The organism is Streptomyces sp. NEAU-sy36 (genome assembly GCF_013423905.1).
Classification (GTDB): Bacteria; Actinomycetota; Actinomycetes; order Streptomycetales; family Streptomycetaceae; genus Streptomyces; species Streptomyces misionensis.
Genome location: NZ_CP058977.1, coordinates 4847525 through 4868112, shown reverse-complemented (window position 1 = coordinate 4868112; position 20588 = coordinate 4847525). Strand labels below are relative to the sequence as shown.

Here is a 20588-nt window from a genome sequence, read left to right as displayed (position 1 = left end):
GCCCCGACCCCCGCGGCGCATCGCCGACCCACCCGGACCGAACCGCACACGAAGGAGACCGACATGGACGAGAACACCCGCTACCAGGTGCTGCGCAACGACGAGGAGCAGTACTCCCTCTGGCCCGTCGACATCGAGGTGCCCGCCGGCTGGCAGCCCGTCGGCAAGGAGGGCACCGAGGCCGAGTGCACCGCCTACGTCGACGAGGTGTGGACCGACATGCGGCCCAAGAGCCTGCGCGAGCGCATGGAGAACGCCGGCGCCTGACCGGCCGTCCCGCACCGTCCGCCGGGCCGGCCGCACTCCGCGCCGGCCCGGCGGGCACGCCCCACCCAAGACTCCCCCCCCCCGCACTGGACCGCCGCCGCACCGGTGCCCCAACGCCCCCGGCCCGCCCAATAAACTTACGGAGCCCGTCATGACCCCCGTCCTGCGAACCGAACGCCTGCAGTTCCTCCCCTACCGGCCCGAACACGAGGACGTCTTCGTCGCACTGCTGCGCGACGCGCAGGTGTGCCGCTGGATGGGCCAGGACCTCGTGCCCGAACCGCAGATCCGCGAGGTGTTCCGAGCCATCCTCACCGACGTCTACCCCCAGCGGCGGTTCGACGTCTGGGGCCTGTGGCTGGCGGGCCGCTACGTCGGCCACGCCGAGGTGAAACCGACCGGCAACGTCGAGGGCCACGAACTCGTCACCGCCCTCGCCTCCAGTCACTGGGGCCGGGGACTGGGCGGCGAGGCGGTCCGCGGCCTGCTCCGGCACGCCGCCGACAACCTCGGCCTCACCGAGGCCTACGGCATGGTCGGCGCCGAGAACGTCGCCAGCCTCGCCATGTGCCGCCGCCTGGGCTTCCGGCACGTACGCGATGTTGTCGGCGACGACGGCTCGGTGACGAAGATGCTGGTCATCCCGACGGCGGCGGGAGGAGCGGGAGCTTGACCGCCCGGGACGCAAACCGCACCGGCGGACCGCCTTGTCGCGTCAGGGCCGTAACCCGCCAGGCGTGCTCACCCGCTCACGGGCCGGCCGGCGCACCTGCGCACGAGCGCCCGCGGGAGGTGTGCTGCCCTCCCGGTATCCGGCACATCCGCCCACAAACCGCCTGCCCGGCCAGGGGGATCGGCAGCCACCTGTCGGAAGGCGTCGACGCCGTGGTCGTGACGCATCGCGTTCGGCCGCGGGGCTCAGGGGCGGTGGGTGCGGAGCCCGCGGTAGAACGTGGTGATGTCGTCGGCGAGCAGATCGGGTTCCTCGTAGGCGGCGAAGTGTCCGCCGCGGGCCATGCGGGTGTAGCGCGTGAGGCGGTAGGCGCGCTCGGCCCAGCTTCGTGGTGGTCGGGAAAGGTCGGCGGGGAACAGGGCAAGGGCGGTGGGGACGTCCACCCGCCGTACGCGACGGGTCAGATGGTGCGCGTACTCGTAGTACGGGCGGAAGGACGTGGAGATGGTGCCGGTGAACCAGTAAAGGGACGCCTGGGTGAGGAGGAAGTCCTCGCTGAAGCGGGTCGACAGGTCGCCTCCGCAGTCGCTCCACGCGCGGTACTTCTCCAGGATCCAGGAGAGCAGTCCGGCGGGTGAGTCGCTGAGGGCGGGTGCGAGTGTGAGAGGGCGGGTGTTCTGCAGGTGCATGTAGCCCCCTTCCTCCGTCTGCCAAGCCGCAGCGGAGGCGAGATGGACCTGCTCCTCGGGCGTCAGGGAGGCCGGGTCATGGTCGGCAGGTGCCGCGGCGGCGAGCAGGTGGATGCCGACGACGGACTCGGGGTGGGCTTCGGCGAGCCGGGAGGTGATGCCGGCGCCGAGGTCTCCGCCGTGGGCCGCGTATTGCCGGAAGCCGAGGTGGTCGTGCATGAGCCGGTGCCACAGGTCGTGGGTCTGCTCGGCGCCGGTGAGGGCGGGCCGCTGAGGGGAGAAGGCGAAACCGGGCAGGGAGGGCACGATGACGGTGAACGCGTCCCGCGCGTCGCCGCCGTGGCGGGACGGGGCGGCCAATCGCTCGGCAAGGGCGGTGAGTTCCAGGACGGTGCTCGGCCAGCCGTGGGTGAGCACGATCGGCAGGGAGTCCTCGTGCTCGGCGTCGTAACGGAGGTAGTGCACCGGTGTGCCGTCGATGTCCGCGAAGTGGGACGGCAGGGCGTTGACGGCGGCTTCGTGGGTCCGCCAGTCGTAGTCCGAGGCCCAGTACGCCACGAGGCGGCGCAGTTCGGTGGCGTCGGTGCCCGCCTCCCAGCCGTCGACCGGCCAGGGCTCGGGCCACCGGGTGGCGCGCAGCCGAGCACGGAGATCCTCCAGATCGGTATCACTGACGTCGATGACAGGGGTGGTGGTCGGCACGGAGTGCTCCTCGGAGGGTCGGTGCTCAGAAGGTGTGTGTGACGGTTGTCGTGTCGGCGGCGTTCGGGCGCGTGGTGTGCGGGGCGGGGCGCAGGGCAGGGGCGAGGGGGAGGGACGCGAGCACGGCGGCGGCGGTCACCAGCAGGGCCGGGGCGAGGCCGAATCGGTCGGCGAGGGCCCCGATCAGCGGCGGGCCGCACACGAAGCCGCCGTAGCCGATCGAGGTGATCACCCCGACCCGGGCGGCCGAGTGGGCGGGATCGTCCGAACCGGCGCTCAGGCAGAGGGGAAAGCCGAGCGAGGCGCCCGCTCCCCACAGCATTGCGCCGGTGAAGCCCGCCCAGAGACCGGGCGCGGTGGCGAACAGTGCGACCCCGAGGCAGGCGGCACAGGCCGCCGCGCGCAAGGTGCCGGGCCTGCCCAGGCGGTCGACGATCAGCGGTCCGAGCCAGCGGCCCAGGGTGACAGCCGTGAGGAAGACGGCGTAGGCGAGGGTACCGACGGCCGCTGTGGTGTGGCGGCTGTCGATGACGGCGAGGCTGATCCAGTTGCTCCCCGCTCCTTCCGCCAGTGCGAAGGCGAGGGCGACGAGGCCGAGGAGGACGGTGCGCGGGTCACGCCAGGCGGGTGCGCCGGACTCGCGCACGCCGTCGGGTGATGACGGTGACTGGAGAGCGGTCCGGGGCAGGAAGTGCCGGACGGCCGCCGGGGTCGCCAGGGCGACGAGCAGGGCGACAGCCCCGATGTGCAGGCCCGCCGGAATGCGCAGCACCGTCATCAGTGCGCCGAGGCATGCGCCCGCCACGGTGCCGATGCTGAATCCCGCGAAGAAGCGGGGCATCAGGGCCCGGCCGAGCCGTCGTTCGAGGGCCGCCGCGTGCACGCTCACCGCGACGTCCCAGAACCCGGTGGCGGTGCCCAGGACGAGGAGTCCGGCCAGGAGAAGAGGCGGCCAGAGAGCGAAACCGGACGCCACGGCGCCGAGACCGGCACCGACCGCGACGGCCACCGTGGTGACGGCCCGGCGCGGCCCGGCATGTGCGACGAAGGGGCCGGCCAGCGGCAGCGCCACCAGTCCGCCGACCGCGAGGAGCAGCAGCAGAACACCGACCGATGCGGCGTCCAGGTTCATGCGCTCCTGGATCTGTGGCAGGCGGGACGCCCAGGTCGACCCGGCCAGGCCGAGGAGGGCAAAGACCAGGTGCGTCGAGCGGATGGCATTCGTCGTCTCGTCGGCGCGTCTTTCCGCGAAAGGGACGTTCACGTGCCCGGTCCGAGCGTCTGCACGATGGCCGCCCGGGTCGTCGCACGCGGTTCCCGCTCCGTGGACAGCAACGTGTGCATGATCATGCCTTCCAGGAGGGCGTCGAGGCGGGCAGCGGTCTCGGGCCCGGTGAAGCGGGCCAGCACCGCCCGGCTCGACCTGGTCCACTCCTGGGTCAGCGCGCGCAGTGCGGGATCACGCAGCGCGGCCAGATGCAGTTCGAAGCCGAGTACCGCGCTGCGGTCCCGGGACGGCCCGCCCTCTACCAGTTCCACCAGGACGTCGATCAGTTCCTCACGCGAGGACACCTCGGTGAAGAGGGCTTCGTACTCGGCGGTCCGCAGCTCGACGTACCGCGCGAACGCCTGCGCGCACAGCTCGGTCAGGCTCGCGAAGTGATAGGTGACGGAGCCCAGCGGCACGTCCGCGCGGGCGGCGACCTTGCGGTGCGTGATCCCGGCTACACCGTCCTCGACGAGTACGTCCAACGAGGCATCGAGTATGCGCTCCCTGCGCCGTGGGTCGTGGCGGCGGGCGCGGCGCCCCTCGCCGCCCGCCGCCCCATGCCCTCCGGGCTCTTCTTTCTTCCACATAAGAACAAACGTACATTACGGTAGGAACAAACGTTCTTATGTCATCGGTCCGGCGGCCCGCAAGGAGGGCCGCGGCGAGGCGAGGAAGCACAGGGCTACGGCGTCCTCGCGTGATTGCGCGCCACCCCCCTTAGGGGATGGACGTCCGCGAAGGACGCCAGGTACGCACGGCGGACGGAGGAGGTCGAGGAAGTCGGTCTCGACGACACCCGCGGCGACGAGGTCCGCGCGGACGTCCAACGGGCCGCTCTTCAGTGCCAACGCCTTGTTCGGTTGGACGAGAACCCTCTCGATGCGGCGCTGTACGCGGCGCCCCATGATTGGAGACGCCGTGAGCGACCGGTGCTCCGCGGAAGTGATCATCAGGCGCCGGCTGCCATGGCCGACGCGGTCACCACGGCACTGCGGCCGTGGTTCGATCGGCCGCTGGCGCTGTTCGGGCAGAGTATGGGCGCTTGCGTCGCCTACGAGGTTGCCCTGCGCCTGGAGACACGCGGCATCGTCCCCTGCTCGACAGCGTCCGCGCCTGGTCGGACCTGACCGCCTCGGGCTCCTTCGTCTTGCGTGCATTGCCCGGCGACCACTTCTACCTCGTGCCGCAGGAGGCCGAAGTGGTCGCGGATGTGGCGGCCCGTCTCGCACGTGCCGAAAATCCCGGTCGACCGGCACTACGCATGGCGCCCCCAGGACTCTCGGGGACGATGGTCCGACCGGTCGCTGAGCCCCTCGGCGGCCGACGTGGGAAGCCGTATGGGAAGACCGCGGTGCGGACGTGCCTTGTCCCGCCCCCGGCATGTGAAGCCACCCGTTGCTCCTGCGGGACGATCACTGTGGCCGACTGCGTGTGGAAGCGCGGCGGCCGGAGATCATGTCCGGCACCCACCGCCCACTCCCCATGGCCCAACCAACGACCAACTGACCATGTAGGGCACGGTGTAAGTTGGCCGCTCGGGAGGCTGCGCCCGCCCTGCTCGGCGGCTGATCATGTGCGAGTTCGTCAGGCGGCGGTCGTTTCGTAGCCGAAGCGCCGGGCGACTTCGGCGATCTTTCCAGTGCCGAATTTCTGCTGCAGGCCGGGCGTCATCCACCCCTGCCATTCATTGGGTGTGCCGCTGCGCATGATGCGGGTGTTCGTGGCGCTTGTGTCGCCCTTGGCGCGCGAGCGTTGTTCTTCGTGTGCGCGCATGGTGTCGAAACTGCTCCGCTCGATCGCTCGTACGAGGTCGGACTCTTTGACGTCCACTTCGAGGTCTTCCAGGCTCTTGCACAGGGCGGGAACCGGGTCGTTCTTGAGATCTTCGAAGGTTGTCACGGTGCTTCGTTGAAACCTGCCGCGCGCATGGTCCCAGGCGTCATAGAAGGATGACCAGTCATCGAGCCTACTGACGCCTGCAGGGCCGGGTTTCTCCAGCCATTGCTCGAAGGTGCCGGCCAGGATGTCCAAAGGGTCTTTTGCGAAATTAGTGCGGAATTTATGCCAAGAGTATAGGGAATCGCGTGGGTCCCTGATGAGGATCCACGCCCCGAGCAAGGGGCGTGGTGCCAGGAAATCGGGTGCGAGGTGCGTCTTCACGAAACGGGGCCACCGTTTCCTGCTGTGCTCCTGGTCGTTCCAACTGCTGCGGTCGGTGGCCGCCAGCCTGCTGCGGTATTCGGCGTAGGCGGGCACGGGACTGCTCGTGCCGTCGGTGTGCAGGGAGTCGATGTAGGGATCGGCGTAGTTGAGTCCGAGTTCGAGAAGGATGTTACCCAAGAGGGACTGGCCGGAGCCGCCGATGCTGGCGACCGCGATGTCCTGAGGACCGAGCTTTTCGATGTTGTCCTGGTAGAGGGCGTTGTACCGGTCCTGTATGCCGTGGAGCAGGTAGTAGATCTTTTCGCTCATTGCTTTCCTCTGTTCACGTGGTCGGGAGGGTGTGCCGAGGCAGAGGTGTCGCATGTGTCGGTGGCGCCCGCTGACCGAGCGGACTGGCCTGCTCCGGTGCCGGGTGCATCGCCCAGCACCGCGACCAGAACTCCACCGATGACGGCGGTGAGTGCTGCTACGGCGAAGGCCAGCTGGTAACCGGACGTCAGTGCTGCGGTATGGCCGGTGGCTCCTGCGGAGCTGGTGCGGGCCGCGGCGATACTGCCCAGCCCTGCGACGGCGAAGACGCCCGCGACGTACTTGGCGGTCTCGAAGACGCCGTAGCCCACCCCTTTGTCGTCGGGGGAGATGTCCTTGCCCGCGGCGACATTGAAGGAAACGGCTCCTACGACGGTTCCCAGCCCCAGGATGAGCATGCTCGGCAGGATGTGCGGCATGTAGGCGCTGCCTGGGCCGGCCAGGGCCAGCAGCACCAGACCGACTGCGCTGACGAACTGGGCGCAGGAGGCCACCACCGTCCACCGGTAGCGGCGCAGCAGCCGGTTGGCGACGGACGAGCCGATCAGAACGACCAGCCCCAGGGGGCTGAAGGCCAGTCCCGCGACAAGGGGGCTGTAGCCGAGTGCTTGCTGGAAGAAGAGCAACCCGATGAAGACGCTGCCCTGGTAGGCGAATTCGTTGGCGGGCATGGCGAGCACCGCGGTGCGAAAGGAGGGCACGCGAAGGATGCCGAGATGCAGGAGGGGGTCTGCTGTTCTGCGTTGTTGGAGAATGAACCCAGCGAACGCGACGGCGGACAGTGCCAGAGAGCCGAAGGTGCTGAAGGAGACGGTGCCCGCGGTCTCGGTATTGGTGATGGCGAAGACGAGCATCATGAGGCCGGCCATGGACAGGGCGACGCCGGGGAGGTCCAGGCCGCCGATCTTGGAGGCCGGCGGCTCGCGATCCAAGACCTTGGGTGTCAGCAGGGCGGCGAGGAGTGCCACCGGCACGGACAGCAGGAAGACGTAGCGCCAGCCGAGTCCCTGCGTGACGACACCACCGATCACGGCGCCGCCCGCGGCCCCCACTCCGCCGGCCACTGCGACCGCGGCGAACAACCGGTTGCGCTCAACCGGTGATGGCTTCGCGCTGATGATCGCAAAGGAGGTGGGGACCGCGAGTGCGGCGCCCGCGCCCTGGAGCATGCGCCCCGGCAGAAGCAGCCACAGCGCCGGGGCGAGCCCTGCCAGCAGCAGGCCGGTGATGAAGAGGGCGAAGCCGGTGATGAGGACCGGGCGGCGGCCGTAACGGTCACCGCACCGGCCGCCCAGCAGCAGCATGCCGCCCAGGGGCAGGGTGTAGGCCGCCATGACCCACTGCATGCCGACCCGACCGAGGCCAAGGCTGTGCTGTAGCGCAGGAAGGGCCACGGTGACCACCAGGCCGTCGAAGACGACGAGGAAGTTGGTGGTGGTGAGCAACGCGGTCAGTAATAGCGCCCGGTGACGGTGCATCCGTTTAGCAACCAAAGAGCCAGTCATGATCTCAACCTGCCCGGGTGCGGGGGTCTGTCACGCTCACCGGCGACTCCCGGCCCGGTGCGGCGGCGGCCGCATCAGGCAGTGGTGCGGCGGGCTGCCCAGGCACGGGTGAGATAGGTGGTCTCCACCGTCTCCGCATCGCCGATGCGGCGCCGCGCGTAGTCGAGGAATTGTTCGAATTTCTCTTCGCCGAGCTGTACGCGCACGTCGTTCACCGAGCGCCACACACCGATGTAGTGATCGACCGTCTGCCGCACGTGGTGGCGGCCCTCCAGGAGAATCACGTCGTCGAAGTGCGGGCTCGCTGCCAGCCGGTCGGACAGTTCGTCCATGAGCCCCTGGCGGGCGGAAGAGACCCGTTTCATGTCCGGCTTCAGCCTCTCCAATTCCGCTTCGATGTCGGTGAGCAGGGGGCTGGCCTGGATGTAGCGGGGGTTCCACAGTGCGACGAACCACCCGCCTGGGCGCAGCAGGCGGCTGAACTCCTGGGTGCCCTTGTCGAAGTCCACCCAGTGAAAGGAGGACGCCATTGTCACGAGGTCTGCCGAGGCGCTGGGAAGCCCGGTGTCCTCGCCGCTCCCGGCACGCCAGATGATGTCGTGGTGTGCGGAGTCCCTCTCTCCCGTTGCCCGCATGGTGTCGTTGGGGTCGACGGACGTCACGGACCGAAAGCCTGCTTCCGCGAGCATGCGGCTCCAGATGCCGGTGCCGGCTCCCACATCGACCGCATCGCAAGCCTCGGCGGAGCCGCCGAGCAGTCCAATCAATGCGGAAAGGACTGAGGGCGCGTACCCCTCGCGATACTTCGAGTAGTCCTCGGCCAGGCTGGTGAAGTCGCCGTGCTTGAGGGTCGAGGTCACGATAATTCCTTCTTCCGTCGGGCAGGGCTGTAGAGGCGGCTGATCCGGGCGAACCGGAGCCGGTCAGCGGGATGCTCCCGTCAGGCACTCTTTGAGGATTCGGGAGGCTGCCGCGTTCGGGTCGATGTCGGAGAAGTTCGCTATTTGCAGGTCGGGGCTCTCCGGAAATTCTGGCTCGACTCCGATTCCGACGATTTCTTCGTCATTCGCTTCGCTGTAGACTCCCTTGCTGTCTCGTTTCTTCAGTTCTTCCAGTGGTACGTCGAGAAATACCTCGTAATATCGTTCGATGTTCTCCCTGTTCCATTGGTGCACGTCATGGAAGAGGGAAATGGTTGCGCATATGACGACCTGCCCCTGGTTGGCCAGCATGCGGCTGATGCGAGCGTAGGTATAGGCCATCTTGCGTCGACCTTCACGGTCGAACGACCGCGTCTCCCCGATGGCTTCCCGCACAGCATTCCCGTCCAGAAGGATCGGCTTTATGCCGAAGGACCGGATCTGCTGTGCAAGGATTTTGGAGACCGTGGTCTTTCCTGATTCTGCGAGCCCTGTCACCCAAAATACGCCGCCCTCGCGCAGAATGGCTGGTGTGGAAACATGGTCAGGCGTAGCCATAGTGCCGTCCTTCGGATGCTGTGAGCGTTGTGACGGGCGGGGTCGAACGTTTCATTCACGTGAGTTAAGCCGCTGGTGCAATGCCGCTGGTTCGCGTCGAAATCAGCTTCAACAAACTTTCGGTGAACTCTAAAAATAACCCGCACGCCACGTCAAGAATGGCCGAGGAGAGGGCATAGGTGACTTCACCCGATTACCCGCTTTAATGTGCGCCATGCTTTCCGTTCCTTATAAGGTCCGCTTCGCGTTGCTCTCGACCATCCCAAAGATGTACAAAACCTTTAAAAGCTATTTTTGCTGTAAAGGCGGATATGTCAGCACTTTACGTGTAGTGGGACGCCTCTCGTGCGAGATCGAAGTGACGTGCGCCACATTCGAGTGAGTTGAGATCACGCCAGGACAGCATGTCGGTCGGTGCGCAGACTGCGACGCTGGTGATGCGGTGGTGGCATATGAGGGTTGCCGCGATGGCGGTAAGGCATCGCATCCGCAAAGCCAGGAGAGGGCACGCATAGACGGCTCACGGTGTCGGACCAGCCACTGTGAAGACTCAATGCCCTTGCATGTGACGCGATGCCCGATTACGCAGGCGAAAACCATCGCAGCAGGTGGCGATAGTCGTAGCCCTCTTGATAAGGATCTTGCGGTGGGTCGTCGTCAGCTGACGGATGCGGCGTGGGGGCGGATAGCGCCTTTGCTGCCGGGGGTCGATGGTCGTGGGCGGCCGTGGCGGGATCACCGGTAGGTGATCGACGGGGTGTTGTAGTGGTTGCGGACCGGTGTTCCGTGGCGTGCCTGCCAACGCTTTCGCCCGCTGGGAGTCGGACGGTACGTGGGCCCGGCTGCTGGAGCAGGTCCAGGTCCGCGACGACTCCTTTGGGGCCGTGGAATGGGCCGTGTCGGCCGACTCCACCGTCAGTCGGGCTCACCAGCACGTCGGCGGTGCCCGCGAAAAGGGGCGCAGGCGGGGACGAGCTGGACGATCCGGCATGCGCGGCGGCTCGCCAGGCGCTCGGCCGGCCCCGCGACGGGCAGACGACCAAGGTTCATTTCGCTTGCGATGGCCGGGGCCTGCCCCTGACCGTCGTCCTCCCGGCAACGTCAACGACTCCACCGTCTTCGACACGGTCATGAAGGGGCTGCGGGTACCCCGAGTCCAGGCCCGGGAAATGACGGTCGGGCCGCGCGAGGCGATGGACGATGTCCGGCACTCCGTGGCGGTGCTCGCCGCCCGGGTCCGCGACGCGCACGCCGCCCGCGTCTGACCGCCTTTGGGCGCGGTAGCTGGGAGTCGCGCTGCGTCGCGGAGTCCGACATCAGCCGCGAGCCGGCCTACCGGCTCCTGGACGTTGCCCGCTCGCCGCGATCCACGGTGCCGTCGCCGCAGGCCTCGGCTCGACCACCAAGATCGCTGTTCTTGTTCGCCGGACGGGCCAGGCGGCGAAGCCTCCGCCGGGCAGGACAGCCGACTTCCCGTGAAGCCCAACAAGGCTGATCATCTCAGTGCTGAAGATCAAACTAGGGCGGACGCCCTCGGAGGTGTCCATACGGCAGCATCCAATGGCCTGGCCGCCACAGATGCCCTTTGCGAGGCGGGCGACGAGATCCTTTCGGACCTACCTGGCCAGAAGACCGGATAATCCCAGGTCAGCGCACCCTTCCGCGCGGTTTCAGCGGCACCGGCGGCAGCGCGGGCGCGGGCAGCGGAGCCCCGTCGTAGCCCTTCACCTCGCCGAATCGAACCCCCCTCGTCCAGTCCTCGCGAGCCTGCTCGATCTCCTCCTGGGTGCGGGCGATGAAGTTCCACCACATGACGAGTTCCTCGGCGAAGGGCTCGCCGCCGAGGAGCATGAGCCCGGCGTCGGACTCGGCGCGCAGCGGGAGTTCGCGGCGGCCGCAGCCCAGGTAGAGCATCGAGCCCGGCAGGACCGGTACGCCGTCCACGTGCACCTCGCCGGACATGGCCAGGACGCCGTACTCGAAGTCGGGTTCCAGCGGCAGCCGGACGTCCGCGCCCCGGGTGAGGGCGAGGTCCGCGCCGACGATCGGGGTGTAGGCGGTGCCGGGGGAGACGGAGCCGTCCAGGCCGCCGAGGAGCACCGTGGCGGTCAGGCCGGGCGCGGTCACCGTGGGCAGCTCGGCGTGGAACTCGAACTTGGGGGCCGTGTGCCGGTGCGCGTCGGGCAGTGCCACCCACAACTGGGCGCCGTGCAGGAGGCGGGCGTGCGGCCGGGGGCTCTCCTCGGAGTGGCTGATCGCGCGCCCGGCGGTCATCAGGCCCAGCTGCCGGGGCCGGACCATCTGGAGGCTGCCCGTGGAGTCGCGGTGCAGCACCTCGCCCTCGTGCAGCCAGCTGACCGTCTGCAACCCGATGTGCGGATGCGGCGGGACCTGCATGCCGGGCTCGTCGGCGATGTCGTCCGGGCCGTAGTGGTCGACGAAGGCCCACGCGCCGATCATGCGGCGGCCCAGGTTCGGCAACAGCCGACGCACCTCGGTGGATTCCCCCAGCGTGACGTGCCGGGGGCTCAGCAGTTCGCGGACCGGTTCGGCGACGACGAATCCACGGCCCCCGCAGACGGTGGGCACGGGCGCGCGGTCAAGGTTGCTCATGCCGCCCAACTTAGCGGTGCGGGCGCTGCACGGGTGGACAAGCGAAGCGGCCGTTTCCCCGGCGACGGCGCGGGTGCCGTCGCCGCGCCGCTCTCACTCGGACGGCCGTGGGGGCTCCGACGCCGGGGAGGGGACCGCCACGGGGCTGCGGATCGCACCGCTCGGTACCGGCGTCGGGGTGGTGACCGTCGGCCGGGGGGAGCGCGCCGGTTCCGCCGGGCGGGTCCGGGTGTCGTGCAGCGTGAGGAGGACGAGCGCCGCCACGGCGGCCAGGGCCAGCAGACCCGCCACGGCCGCGCGCGACGGCAGTGAGCGAAGCGGCGGGGGCGGCGCGGGCCGGCGCGGGCGCGGCGCGGCGCTCGGCGGCCGCAGGGGCCGCAGATCGGCCGGCCCCACCGCGTCCGCGCGGGCGGCCAGGGCGGCCCGCAGCCGTTCCTCGACGGGGCGCGGCGTGTCCGCCGTACCAGGGTCGTTCATCGCAGGCCCTCCAGACGGCGGCCGAGTGCGTCCAGGGCCCGGCTGGCCGTGGACTTGACGGTGCCCCGTGACAGGCCGAGCGTCGCCGCGATCTCGGCCTCGGTCAGATGCGACCAGTAGCGCAGCACCAGGACCTCTCGTTGCCGCCGGGTCAGGGTGCGCAGCGCCGCCAGCACCTCCCGGTGGTCCTCGTGCAGCAGGACGTCCTCCTCCGGTGCGGGCGCGTGCTCCTGCGGGGCGGGGACGTGCGCCCGTACGGTCCTGCGCCGGCGCAGCACCGAGCGGGCCGTGTTGACCACGCTGGTCCGCAGGTACGCCTCCGGGTCGTCGAGGGCGGCGAGCCGGTGTCCGTGCCGGCGCAGCAGTGCGGTGAAGGCGTCCTGCACGACGTCCTCGGCCGTGGGCAGGTCGTCCACCAGCAGCACCGCCAGGCGCACCAGGGACAGCCGGCGGTGGTGGTACAACTCCTCGATGCCGGGCGGGGGTTCGAGGGCAGCGGCCGGGTCGAGGGGGCGCCCCGGCGCGGCCGGTGCGCCGGCCGGACCCGTGCCGGTGCCCAACCGGGCGCGGACGAGGAGCCGGGCGTATCTGCGCCAGAACGCGGGGGAGTGCGCCGTGCCGGTCCGTTCCCAGGGCAGGGCCGCCGGTGGTGTCGTTGTCGTCATGGATCTCCTGGGGCCGGGTGCGGGGAGCCGGTCGTACGGCGGCTCCCCGCACCCGCCTCACCTCAGTGCTGCGGCGGAACCGGGGCCGGGGTCACCGGACCGTGGGGCGGAACGGGCCTCGGCGTGGCCTGCCCGTCGTGCGTGGAGGGCACCGGGTAAGGCGTCGCCGGCACCGGGGCGGGTGTCGCGGGCACGGGGCGCGGGGTCCCGGCGGGCGTGGACGGCACCGGCACCGGGGACGCCACGGACGGCACGGGGCTGGGCGTCCTCGTGTGGGCGGGGGCCGACGGCACGGGGGCCGGGGTCTTGGCGTGCCCCGGGGCGGACGGCACGGGCGACGGGGTCGCCGCTCGGGCCGGTGCCGGGCTCGCCGTGCCGTCGGACCGGCCGGCGGAGTGGTGGTCGGACTGGGCCGCCTGCGCGGCGACGGTGCCGGTGACGGCGAGGGCCGCGCCCAGCGCGGAGACCCCCAGGGCGGTGCGCAGCCTGCGGGCGCGGCTCGGACGGGGGACACGGTGTGCGGACATGGGTTCCTTCGTGGTTCGGCTCGGACAACTGGTCGAAGTGGAGGCCTCCACCCCGACAGACGTCCGACCCCGGTCGAGGTTGCGGGTTCCGGCCGACGAATTTTCCGTACCCCCGGCCGCCGCCCAGAGCGCGCTCGGCCGCGTCAGTACGCTCCCGCCCCCTCCTCCGCGGCGGCCACCGCCTGCGCGTGTCCGAACAGTCCGGGCAGTCCACCGGTGTGCACGAACACCGTCTTCTCGCCGGGGCGTACGGAACCGTCGCGGACCGCCGCGCGCAGTCCGGCCAGCGCCCGGCCCGTGTAGGTCGGGTCCAGGACGATCCCCTCGGTGCGGGCGGCCAGCCGCAGCGCCTCCGTCACCGGGCCGGTCAGCGCCGCGTACCCGGCGCCCACCTGGTCCCGGCGTACGCGCAGTTCCCGTGCCGTGACCTCCTGTGCGGTCAGCGGCGCCGCGAACTCCGCCACCGCGGCGGCCGGATCGGCCAGCGCGCCGACGTCCACGCCGAGCACCGAACCGGTGCCGAGGGCGGCGACCAGTCCCGCCATGGTGCCGCCCGAGCCCAGCGCGACCACCGCCGTGCGCACGTCCGGCACCTGCGCGCGCACCTCCTCACCGCAGCGGACGTAGCCCCGGGCGCCCAGCGTCCCCGACCCGCCGAACGGGATCAGCGCCGGCCTGGCCCCGTCCGCCCGCAGCCGGTCGCACACCTCGGCCGCGGCCGCGTCCAGACCGGCCTGGTCCACCTCACCCGCCCAGGCGAGCCGGGCCCCGAACAGCCCGTCCAGGGCCAGGTTCCCGGACCGGGAGGCACCGGCCCCGCCGCGCAGCACCAGGACGACGTCCAGCCCGAGCCGGGCGCCCGCGGCCGCGGTCAGCCGGGCGTGGTTGCTCTGCGCGGCGCCCGTGGTCACCAGCGTGTCCGCGCCCTCGGCGAGCGCCGCGCCCACCGTCCACTCCAGCTTGCGGATCTTGTTGCCGCCCCCGCCGAGACCGGTCAGGTCGTCCCGCTTGACCCACAGGTCCTCCGGGCCGAGGCCCAGCGCCGCGGCCAGCCGGGGCGCCGGTTCTACGGGCGTGGGGAAGGTGCCGAGCGGCACGGGCGGGTGCGTCATGGGCGGACATCCTCGCGGGAGGAGGGCACGGGCCCTCGTACGGTGACGGCGGTACGGCGATCAGTCGATCACAGCCGCCCGCCGATTGCGCCCACCGGCCCCTCACACCGGCAACAGCCGCCCCACCAGCGCCCCCAGCTGCCGCGCGGTACGGCACTCGTGCATGGCCACCAGTTCCGCGTACGCGGGCGCCGCCGAGTCCCCGGTGCCCCACTGGGCGGCCGGTTCGGGGTTGAGCCAGTGGACGCGCCGGGCCCTGCGGGCGATCTCGGTGAGCGCGGGCAGGTTCGGGTCGCTCATGTTGGTGCGGGCGTCACCGAGCACGAACACCGTGGTGCGCGGGCCGACCGCGGCGCCGTACCGCTCCGCGAACTCGCCGAGCGCCGTGCCGTAGTCGCTGCTGCCGTGCCAGCCGGTGAGCGTGGCCTCGGCGCGGATGCGGGCGCCGAGGCCCCCGGGGTCGGCGCGGCCGTGGTCGAGCAGGCCGGTCACCTCGTCCAGCCGGTTGACGAAGGCGAACACCCGGACCTTGCCGAACTGGTCGTGCAGCGCCTGCACCAGCAGCATGGTGAAGTCCGAGAAGCCCGACACCGAGCCGGACACGTCGCAGAGCAGCACCAGTTCGGGGCGGACCGGACGGCGCCGGCGGAGCACCGGCCGCATCGGGACGCCACCGGTGGACAGCGAGGAACGCAGGGTGCGGCGCAGATCGACGGTGCCGCGCGCGGCCCGGCGGCGGCGCGCCGCGAGCCGGGTGGCCAGCTTGCGCGCCAGCGGCTGGACCGTTCTGCGCAGCTCGGCCAGTTGGTCGCGGTCGGCGATCAGGAAGTCCGCCCGGTCGGCCGTCGGGCGCACGGCCCGGCGCGCGATCTCGTCCCGCCCGCGCCGCTCGGCGACCCGGCGCCGCGCCTCCGCCCCGACCAGCCGCCGGAACTCCTCGATCCGGCGGCGGATCTCGTCGTCCAGCAGCCGGTCGGCGAAGCCCGCCCCCGCGCCCTCGCCCGCCCGCACATCGGCCCGCACCCGGGCCAGCAGCGTCTGCGGGCGCAGCCGTTCCAGGGTCTGGTACGCGGACCAGCCGTCCGACCCGGGTGAACTCCCGTATCCGCCGAGGGTGTCGACCGCCTCCTGGGCCAACCGGGCCATCAGCGCGGGGTCGTTCGCCGCGAGGGCCTCGGCCAGCCGCTCGCGCAGGGTCTCGCGGCTCGCCGGCCGGCCGCCCGGACCGCCCACGCCGCGCGGGAAGTAGAGGTCGAAGACCGGGTCGAACACGGCACGCTGGGCCGGGCCGTGCAGCAACGTCGCGGCCAGCCCCTCGCGCAGCAGCTCCCGGTCGGCGAACCCCAGTTCCCGCGCCGCGCGGGCCGCGTCCACGCTCTCCCCGGTGCCGATCCGCACCCCGTGCGCACGCAGCGCCCCGACCAGGGCGGTGATCCGCTCGGCGGCATCCGTCACAGCGTGTCCAGGTCGAGCTTGGCGGCGGCCTTCTGGATGTCGTCCTGGTGCTTGAGGATCACCCCGAGGCTGTCCCGTACGACCTTCTCGTCCAGCGTGTCCGCGCCCAGGGCCAGCAGGGTGCGCGCCCAGTCGACGGTCTCGGCGACGGACGGCGCCTTGCGCAGGTCCATCGCGCGCAGCGCCCCGACCACCCGCACCAGCGACTCCGTCAGCGCCTCGGACAGTCCCGGCACCTTCAGCCGGACGATCCGCCGCTCCAGCTCCGGCTCCGGGAAGCCGATGTGCAGGAACAGGCAGCGGCGGCGCAGCGCCTCGGACAGCTCCCGGCCCGCGTTGGAGGTGAGCACGACGAAGGGGCGCCGGGTTGCGGTGACCGTGCCCAGCTCCGGCACCGTGATCTGGAAGTCGCTGAGCACCTCGAGGAGCAGGCCCTCCATCTCGACGTCGGCCTTGTCGGTCTCGTCGATCAGCAGCACCGTCGGTTCGTCGCCGCGGATGGCGGTCAGCAGCGGGCGGGGGAGCAGGAACTCCTCGCTGAAGATGTCGGTACGGGTCTCGTCCCAGCTCTCGTCCCGGCCCGCGCTGATGCGCAGCAGCTGCTTGGCGTGGTTCCACTCGTACAGCGCCCGGGACTCGTCGACGCCCTCGTAGCACTGGAGGCGGACCAGCCGGGCCGAGGACACCTGGGCGACGGCCTTGGCCAGCTCGGTCTTGCCCACCCCGGCGGGCCCCTCCACCAGGAGCGGCTTGCCCAGCCGGGCGGCGAGGAACACGGTGGTGGCGACGGCGGGCGAGGCGAGGTAGCCGGTCTCGGCGAGACGGGCGGAGACATCGTCGACGGACGTGAACAACGGGGCCTCCGGCGGGTCGGGGAACGGTGTTCGGACTTTCTCGGCAGCGGTTCTATCTAAGCGCTTGTTCAGCACCCCTGTCATCCGCCTTCCGCTTGATACACCGATCGGTTTCCGGCGAGGTAACCTCACACCATGGCCACCACCGACAAGGCATCCCCGCGCGACCGGCTGCTCGACGCGGCCGCCCGGCTCTGCTACCGGGACGGCGTCTCCATCGGCGTCGAGGCGCTGTGCCGGGAGGCCGGGGTCTCCAAGCGGTCGATGTACCAGCTCTTCGGCGGCAAGGACGAGATGCTCGCCGCGAGCCTGGAGCGCCGCGTCCCCGGGTACGGCGCCCGGCTCACGCACCCCGACCCGCAGGCGCCGCCGCGCGAGCGCATCCTGTACGTCTTCGAGCGGCTGGAGAAGGACTCCCTGGACGCCGACTTCCACGGCTGCCCCTTCCTCGCCGCGCTGGTCGAACTGAAGGACCCAGGCCACCCGGCGAGCGAGGTCGCCCGCGAGGCCAAGGAACGTCTGGCGCACGCGTTTCGCACCGAGGCCGAGCGGGGCGGCGCCCGCGACCCCGAACTCCTCGCCCGTCAGCTGATGCTGGTCTTCGACGGCGCCGGCGCGCGGGCCGGCGCCCGGGTGGAGCGGCTGGCCGACGGCCTCGCCACGGTCACCGCCGCCACCCTCTGCGACGCGGCCGGCCTGCGGCGGTGACCACCGGACAGCGGCGCCGTCCCGGCACCGGCCGACGCCGCGTCCACCGCCGGTAAAAACCCGGTCGGCCCCGGTGCGCCCGCCGGGTAGAGTCACGCCGTGCCCGAACTGGAGCGGTTGCATGCCGACCACGCCCCGGCGGTCCTGGCCTTCGAGCTGGCGAACCGCGCGTACTTCGCCGCCTCCGTCTCCGACCGGGGCGACGAGTACTTCGACCGGTTCGCCGACCGGCACAGCGCCCTGCTGGCCGAACAGGAGGCCGGCATCTGCGCCTTCTACGTGCTGGTCGCCGAGGACGGCTCCGTACTGGGCCGGTTCAACCTCTACGACCTCGAGGACGGCAGCGCCGACCTCGGCTACCGGGTCGCGCAGCACGTCGCCGGCCGCGGCGTGGCGACCGCCACCGTCCGGCAGCTGTGCCGGCTGGCGGCGGAGCGGCACGGGCTGCGCACCCTGCGGGCGGCCGCCTCCCACGCCAACGCCGCGTCCCGGAAGGTGCTGATCAAGGCCGGGTTCGTGCCGGTCGGCCCGGCGGACCCCGCCGACGTCGGCGGCCAGGCGGGCACCTGGTACCAGCGCGGCCTGCGACACCGCCCGTAGACCGCGGTCCCGCCGGTGCCCCGGCTCGGCGACGCGTGCGCCCGGGTGAGGCGGCCGCGCCGGCTTCGCCCGTGCGGCCCTCCCCCGTACGGCCCCCCACCACGCGCCGGCCGGCGCCCCCTCCCGGTGCAATGGAGCCGTGACCGCCGCCCCGGACGACTGCCTCGCGCGCAACGAGTGGATCTGCGGCGCCTATCTGAGCAGCCGCCGCAGGATCCTGCTCGACGCGGTCGTCCAGCACCTCCAGCTGACCTCGCTGTCGATCCTGATCGGCCTGGTCATCGCGGTGCCGCTCGCGGTCCTCGCCCGCCGCTGGGGCTGGGCGGCGGCCCCCGTCCTCGCCCTGACCACGGTCCTCTACACCATCCCCTCGCTGGCGATGTTCTCCCTGCTGCTGCCCGTGTACGGCCTCTCGGCCACCCTCGTCGTCGCCGGACTGGTGCTGTACTCGCTCACCCTGCTGGTGCGCAATCTCCTCGCGGGCCTGCGCGCGGTCCCGGAGGAGACCCGGCAGGCGGCGCGCGGCCTCGGCTACGGCCCGCTGCGGCTGCTGCTCACCGTGGAACTGCCGCTCGCCCTGCCGGCCGCGATGGCCGGGCTGCGCATCGCCACCGTCTCGGCGGTCTCCCTGGTCACGGTCGGCGCGATCGTCGGCTACGGGGGCCTCGGGAACCTCATCTACTCGGGCATGAACACCTACTTCAAGGCCCAGGTGCTCACCGCGTCCGTGCTGTGCGTGCTGATCGCCGTCGCCGCCGACCTGCTCCTGCTGGGCGTGCAGTGGCTGATCACCCCGTGGACCCGGGCGGCCCGCCCGTGAGCGCCGCCCGGCCGGAAGCCTCCCCATGAGCACGCTCACCGCAACCTGGAACTGGCTCGCCGACCCCGCCCACTGGTCCGGCGACGACGGCGTGTGGCACCGGCTGCTCCAGCACCTGGCCCTCACCGCCGTCTGCCTCCTCCTGAGCTGTCTGATCGCCCTGCCCGTCGCCCTGGTCCTCGGCCACCTCGGCCGGGGCGGGGCGCTCGCCGTGAACATCTCCAACGTCGGCCGGGCCGTACCCACCTTCGCCGTGCTGGTCCTGCTCCTGCTCACGCCGGTCGGCAACTGGGGCGAAGGACCCACCGTGGTGGCACTGGTGCTGTTCGCCGTGCCGCCGCTGCTCACCAACGCCTACGTCGGGATGCGCGAGGTCGACCGCGGAGTCGTCCAGGCGGCCAGGGGCATGGGGATGACCGGTCGGCAAGTGATGTTTCACGTGGAACTGCCCCTTTCGCTCCCCATGATCCTGAACGGGGCCCGGATCGCCGCCGTACAGCTCGTCGCCACCGCCACCATCGCGGCCCTCGCGGGCGGCGGCGGGCTCGGCCGGATCATCACGGCGGGCTTCAACCTCGCCAGCACCCCCCAGGTGGTCGCGGGCGCCCTGATCGTCGCGGTGTTCGCGCTGGTCGTGGAGGGCCTCTTCGAGATCGCCGAACGGCTGGGACCGGCATGGTCGCGGGCCGGGCGGTGAGCCCGCGGCACCATGGGGGAGTGGGCCATGGCGCCGGGCGGACGAGAAGGCGGCGAGCGACAGGCGCCCGCCGCGCCCTCCCGGCCGCCCTGCTGCTCGCGCTCACCGCCTGCACCGCCGGACCCTCCCTGGAGAACCGAGGCCAGGTCACCGCCCCGCCCGGCGACAGCCACCACCTGACCATCGGCTCGGCCGGCTTCACCGAGAGCGACCTGCTCGCCCAGATGTACGCCCAACTGCTGAACCAGGCCGGCTACCGCACCTCGATCCTCACGGTCAACAACCGGGAGCTGTACGAACCGGCGCTGGAGTCCGGCCGGATCGACGTCGTGCCCGAGTACGCGGCCACCTTCGCCGACTGGCTGAACACGAAGACCCACGGCCCCCGCGCCCGACCGGTCGGCTCACCCGACCTCGCCGTCACGATCAGGGCCCTGCGCGCGCTCGCCACCCCCCGCGGACTCACCGTGCTCGCACCGGGCCGGGCCCTCGCCCAGAACGCGTTCGCGGTACGCGCCGACTACGCCCGCCGGCACCACCTCAAGACCCTCGGCGACCTCGGCGCGGCACGACTGCCGGTACGCATCGCTGCGGGCGACGAATGCGTGCAACGGCCCTACTGCGCACCGGGGCTGCGCAAGGTGTACGGCATCGACGTCACCGGTGTCGACCCCAAGGGCGTCGGCACCACCCAGGCCAAGCGGGCCGTGCAGGACGGCCACGACCAACTGGTGCTGACCACCACCACGGACGCCACCCTCGACCGGTTCGGCCTGGTCCTGCTCACCGACGACCGGCGGCTGCAGAACGCCGACTACGTGCTCCCGGTCGTCAACCGCGCCCGCGCGGGCGGCGCCGGGGTGACCCGGGCCCTCGGCAGGCTCAACACCGTCCTCACCACACGCGACCTGGCCGGCCTGGACGAACAGGTGGACAGCTGGCGGCGGCTGCCCGCCGACGTGGCCCGCACCTACCTCAGGGACAAGGGGCTGCTGACATAGGGC

22 protein-coding genes and 1 pseudogene are annotated in these 20588 nt (G+C 71.3%); 9 read left to right on the top strand and 14 right to left on the bottom strand.

From position 1 onward, the window contains the following. Window positions 1–63: 63 nt before the first annotated feature. Both HZZ00_RS22155 and HZZ00_RS22150 read left to right on the top strand, forming a co-directional pair. Window positions 64–267, top strand: a complete 204-nt coding sequence (locus HZZ00_RS22155) for an MbtH family NRPS accessory protein (RefSeq protein WP_180328075.1) — start codon at window positions 64–66, stop codon at window positions 265–267. Between the two features lie 151 nt (window positions 268–418). Next, the gene (locus HZZ00_RS22150; protein WP_180328074.1) at window positions 419–940 is read left to right on the top strand and encodes a GNAT family N-acetyltransferase; all 522 of its coding nucleotides are present in this window, start codon (window positions 419–421) and stop codon (window positions 938–940) included. A 245-nt stretch (window positions 941–1185) separates the two neighbouring features. On the opposite strand, the gene HZZ00_RS22145 is transcribed toward HZZ00_RS22150, so the two are convergent. Genes HZZ00_RS22145 through HZZ00_RS22135 form a run of 3 tightly spaced genes read right to left on the bottom strand, consistent with a single transcriptional unit; the run spans window position 1186 to window position 4083 of the window. After that, entirely contained in the window at window positions 1186–2331 is a 1146-nt protein-coding gene (locus HZZ00_RS22145) for an epoxide hydrolase family protein (protein ID WP_180328073.1), read from the bottom strand. Window positions 2332–2356: 25 nt separating this feature from the next. Then, on the bottom strand, window positions 2357–3595 hold the full coding sequence (locus HZZ00_RS22140) for an MFS transporter (protein WP_257585041.1): 1239 nt from the start codon (window positions 3593–3595) through the stop codon (window positions 2357–2359). Beyond that, window positions 3592–4083: a TetR/AcrR family transcriptional regulator gene (locus HZZ00_RS22135; RefSeq protein ID WP_257585039.1), complete on the bottom strand. Its 492-nt coding sequence runs from the start codon at window positions 4081–4083 to the stop codon at window positions 3592–3594. Before HZZ00_RS22135 ends, HZZ00_RS22140 begins: the two co-directional genes overlap by 4 nt. A gap of 483 nt (window positions 4084–4566) precedes the next feature. On the opposite strand from HZZ00_RS22135, the gene HZZ00_RS38715 reads away from it, so the two are divergent. Further along, window positions 4567–4728 carry a thioesterase domain-containing protein gene (locus HZZ00_RS38715; protein WP_180328071.1) on the top strand — a complete coding sequence of 54 codons (162 nt, stop codon included), beginning with the start codon at window positions 4567–4569 and terminating at the stop codon, window positions 4726–4728. 457 nt (window positions 4729–5185) lie between these two features. Here the strand turns inward: HZZ00_RS38715 and HZZ00_RS22125 are convergent, their stop codons facing one another. The 4 genes from HZZ00_RS22125 to HZZ00_RS22110 form a co-directional block, all read right to left on the bottom strand. Next, window positions 5186–6073 (bottom strand): sulfotransferase domain-containing protein, encoded by an 888-nt coding sequence (locus HZZ00_RS22125; RefSeq protein ID WP_180328070.1) that lies wholly within the window; start codon window positions 6071–6073, stop codon window positions 5186–5188. Next, entirely contained in the window at window positions 6070–7518 is a 1449-nt protein-coding gene (locus HZZ00_RS22120) for an MFS transporter (protein ID WP_180328069.1), read from the bottom strand. The genes HZZ00_RS22125 and HZZ00_RS22120 overlap by 4 nt, the downstream gene beginning before the upstream one ends. Before the next feature lie 134 nt (window positions 7519–7652). Further along, a complete protein-coding gene (locus tag HZZ00_RS22115) occupies window positions 7653–8438 on the bottom strand; it encodes a class I SAM-dependent methyltransferase (protein WP_180328068.1) in 786 nt (261 codons plus the stop codon). Between the two features lie 63 nt (window positions 8439–8501). After that, entirely contained in the window at window positions 8502–9056 is a 555-nt protein-coding gene (locus HZZ00_RS22110) for an adenylyl-sulfate kinase (protein ID WP_180328067.1), read from the bottom strand. A 646-nt stretch (window positions 9057–9702) separates the two neighbouring features. On the opposite strand from HZZ00_RS22110, the pseudogene HZZ00_RS22105 reads away from it, so the two are divergent. Beyond that, window positions 9703–10270: pseudogene (locus tag HZZ00_RS22105) on the top strand (IS5 family transposase); the annotation flags it as partial. A gap of 433 nt (window positions 10271–10703) precedes the next feature. Here the strand turns inward: HZZ00_RS22105 and HZZ00_RS22100 are convergent. From HZZ00_RS22100 to HZZ00_RS22070, 7 genes are all read right to left on the bottom strand, one after another. Beyond that, a complete protein-coding gene (locus HZZ00_RS22100) occupies window positions 10704–11669 on the bottom strand; it encodes a pirin family protein (protein WP_180328066.1) in 966 nt (321 codons plus the stop codon). A gap of 93 nt (window positions 11670–11762) precedes the next feature. Further along, window positions 11763–12146 (bottom strand): hypothetical protein, encoded by a 384-nt coding sequence (locus HZZ00_RS22095; protein WP_180328065.1) that lies wholly within the window; start codon window positions 12144–12146, stop codon window positions 11763–11765. Further along, complete coding sequence (locus tag HZZ00_RS22090; RefSeq protein WP_180328064.1) at window positions 12143–12811, bottom strand: RNA polymerase sigma factor; 669 nt, start codon at window positions 12809–12811, stop codon at window positions 12143–12145. Before HZZ00_RS22090 ends, HZZ00_RS22095 begins: the two co-directional genes overlap by 4 nt. A gap of 62 nt (window positions 12812–12873) precedes the next feature. Continuing rightward, complete coding sequence (locus tag HZZ00_RS22085) at window positions 12874–13338, bottom strand: hypothetical protein (protein WP_180328063.1); 465 nt, start codon at window positions 13336–13338, stop codon at window positions 12874–12876. Window positions 13339–13481: 143 nt separating this feature from the next. Next, window positions 13482–14450, bottom strand: coding sequence for a D-cysteine desulfhydrase family protein (locus HZZ00_RS22080; RefSeq protein WP_180328062.1), 969 nt, complete (start codon window positions 14448–14450; stop codon window positions 13482–13484). A 102-nt stretch (window positions 14451–14552) separates the two neighbouring features. After that, the gene (locus HZZ00_RS22075; protein WP_180328061.1) at window positions 14553–15905 is read right to left on the bottom strand and encodes a VWA domain-containing protein; all 1353 of its coding nucleotides are present in this window, start codon (window positions 15903–15905) and stop codon (window positions 14553–14555) included. After that, window positions 15902–16759 carry a MoxR family ATPase gene (locus HZZ00_RS22070; RefSeq protein WP_180333656.1) on the bottom strand — a complete coding sequence of 286 codons (858 nt, stop codon included), beginning with the start codon at window positions 16757–16759 and terminating at the stop codon, window positions 15902–15904. The genes HZZ00_RS22075 and HZZ00_RS22070 overlap by 4 nt, the downstream gene beginning before the upstream one ends. A 135-nt stretch (window positions 16760–16894) precedes the next feature. On the opposite strand from HZZ00_RS22070, the gene HZZ00_RS22065 reads away from it, so the two are divergent. From HZZ00_RS22065 to HZZ00_RS22045, 5 genes are all read left to right on the top strand, one after another. Continuing rightward, window positions 16895–17467, top strand: a complete 573-nt coding sequence (locus tag HZZ00_RS22065; protein WP_180328060.1) for a TetR/AcrR family transcriptional regulator — start codon at window positions 16895–16897, stop codon at window positions 17465–17467. Between the two features lie 99 nt (window positions 17468–17566). After that, on the top strand, window positions 17567–18067 hold the full coding sequence (locus HZZ00_RS22060; RefSeq protein WP_180328059.1) for a GNAT family N-acetyltransferase: 501 nt from the start codon (window positions 17567–17569) through the stop codon (window positions 18065–18067). A 139-nt stretch (window positions 18068–18206) separates the two neighbouring features. Next, window positions 18207–18887: an ABC transporter permease gene (locus HZZ00_RS22055; protein ID WP_180328058.1), complete on the top strand. Its 681-nt coding sequence runs from the start codon at window positions 18207–18209 to the stop codon at window positions 18885–18887. Between the two features lie 25 nt (window positions 18888–18912). Continuing rightward, window positions 18913–19584: an ABC transporter permease gene (locus HZZ00_RS22050; RefSeq protein ID WP_180328057.1), complete on the top strand. Its 672-nt coding sequence runs from the start codon at window positions 18913–18915 to the stop codon at window positions 19582–19584. Between the two features lie 20 nt (window positions 19585–19604). Further along, window positions 19605–20585 (top strand): ABC transporter substrate-binding protein, encoded by a 981-nt coding sequence (locus HZZ00_RS22045; RefSeq protein WP_374028476.1) that lies wholly within the window; start codon window positions 19605–19607, stop codon window positions 20583–20585. Window positions 20586–20588: the final 3 nt, after the last annotated feature.

Bases quoted from the DNA above. Each gene is read 5' to 3' on its own strand.
- HZZ00_RS22155 (WP_180328075.1), top strand. From the start codon at position 64: ATGGACGAGAACACCCGCTACCAGGTGCTGCGCAACGACGAGGAGCAG.
- HZZ00_RS22150 (WP_180328074.1), top strand. From the start codon at position 419: ATGACCCCCGTCCTGCGAACCGAACGCCTGCAGTTCCTCCCCTACCGG.
- HZZ00_RS38715 (WP_180328071.1), top strand. From the start codon at position 4,567: ATGGCCGACGCGGTCACCACGGCACTGCGGCCGTGGTTCGATCGGCCG.
- HZZ00_RS22125 (WP_180328070.1), bottom strand. From the start codon at position 6,073: ATGAGCGAAAAGATCTACTACCTGCTCCACGGCATACAGGACCGGTAC.
- HZZ00_RS22110 (WP_180328067.1), bottom strand. From the start codon at position 9,056: ATGGCTACGCCTGACCATGTTTCCACACCAGCCATTCTGCGCGAGGGC.
- HZZ00_RS22100 (WP_180328066.1), bottom strand. From the start codon at position 11,669: ATGAGCAACCTTGACCGCGCGCCCGTGCCCACCGTCTGCGGGGGCCGT.
- HZZ00_RS22095 (WP_180328065.1), bottom strand. From the start codon at position 12,146: ATGAACGACCCTGGTACGGCGGACACGCCGCGCCCCGTCGAGGAACGG.
- HZZ00_RS22090 (WP_180328064.1), bottom strand. From the start codon at position 12,811: ATGACGACAACGACACCACCGGCGGCCCTGCCCTGGGAACGGACCGGC.
- HZZ00_RS22085 (WP_180328063.1), bottom strand. From the start codon at position 13,338: ATGTCCGCACACCGTGTCCCCCGTCCGAGCCGCGCCCGCAGGCTGCGC.
- HZZ00_RS22080 (WP_180328062.1), bottom strand. From the start codon at position 14,450: ATGACGCACCCGCCCGTGCCGCTCGGCACCTTCCCCACGCCCGTAGAA.
- HZZ00_RS22065 (WP_180328060.1), top strand. From the start codon at position 16,895: ATGGCCACCACCGACAAGGCATCCCCGCGCGACCGGCTGCTCGACGCG.
- HZZ00_RS22050 (WP_180328057.1), top strand. From the start codon at position 18,913: ATGAGCACGCTCACCGCAACCTGGAACTGGCTCGCCGACCCCGCCCAC.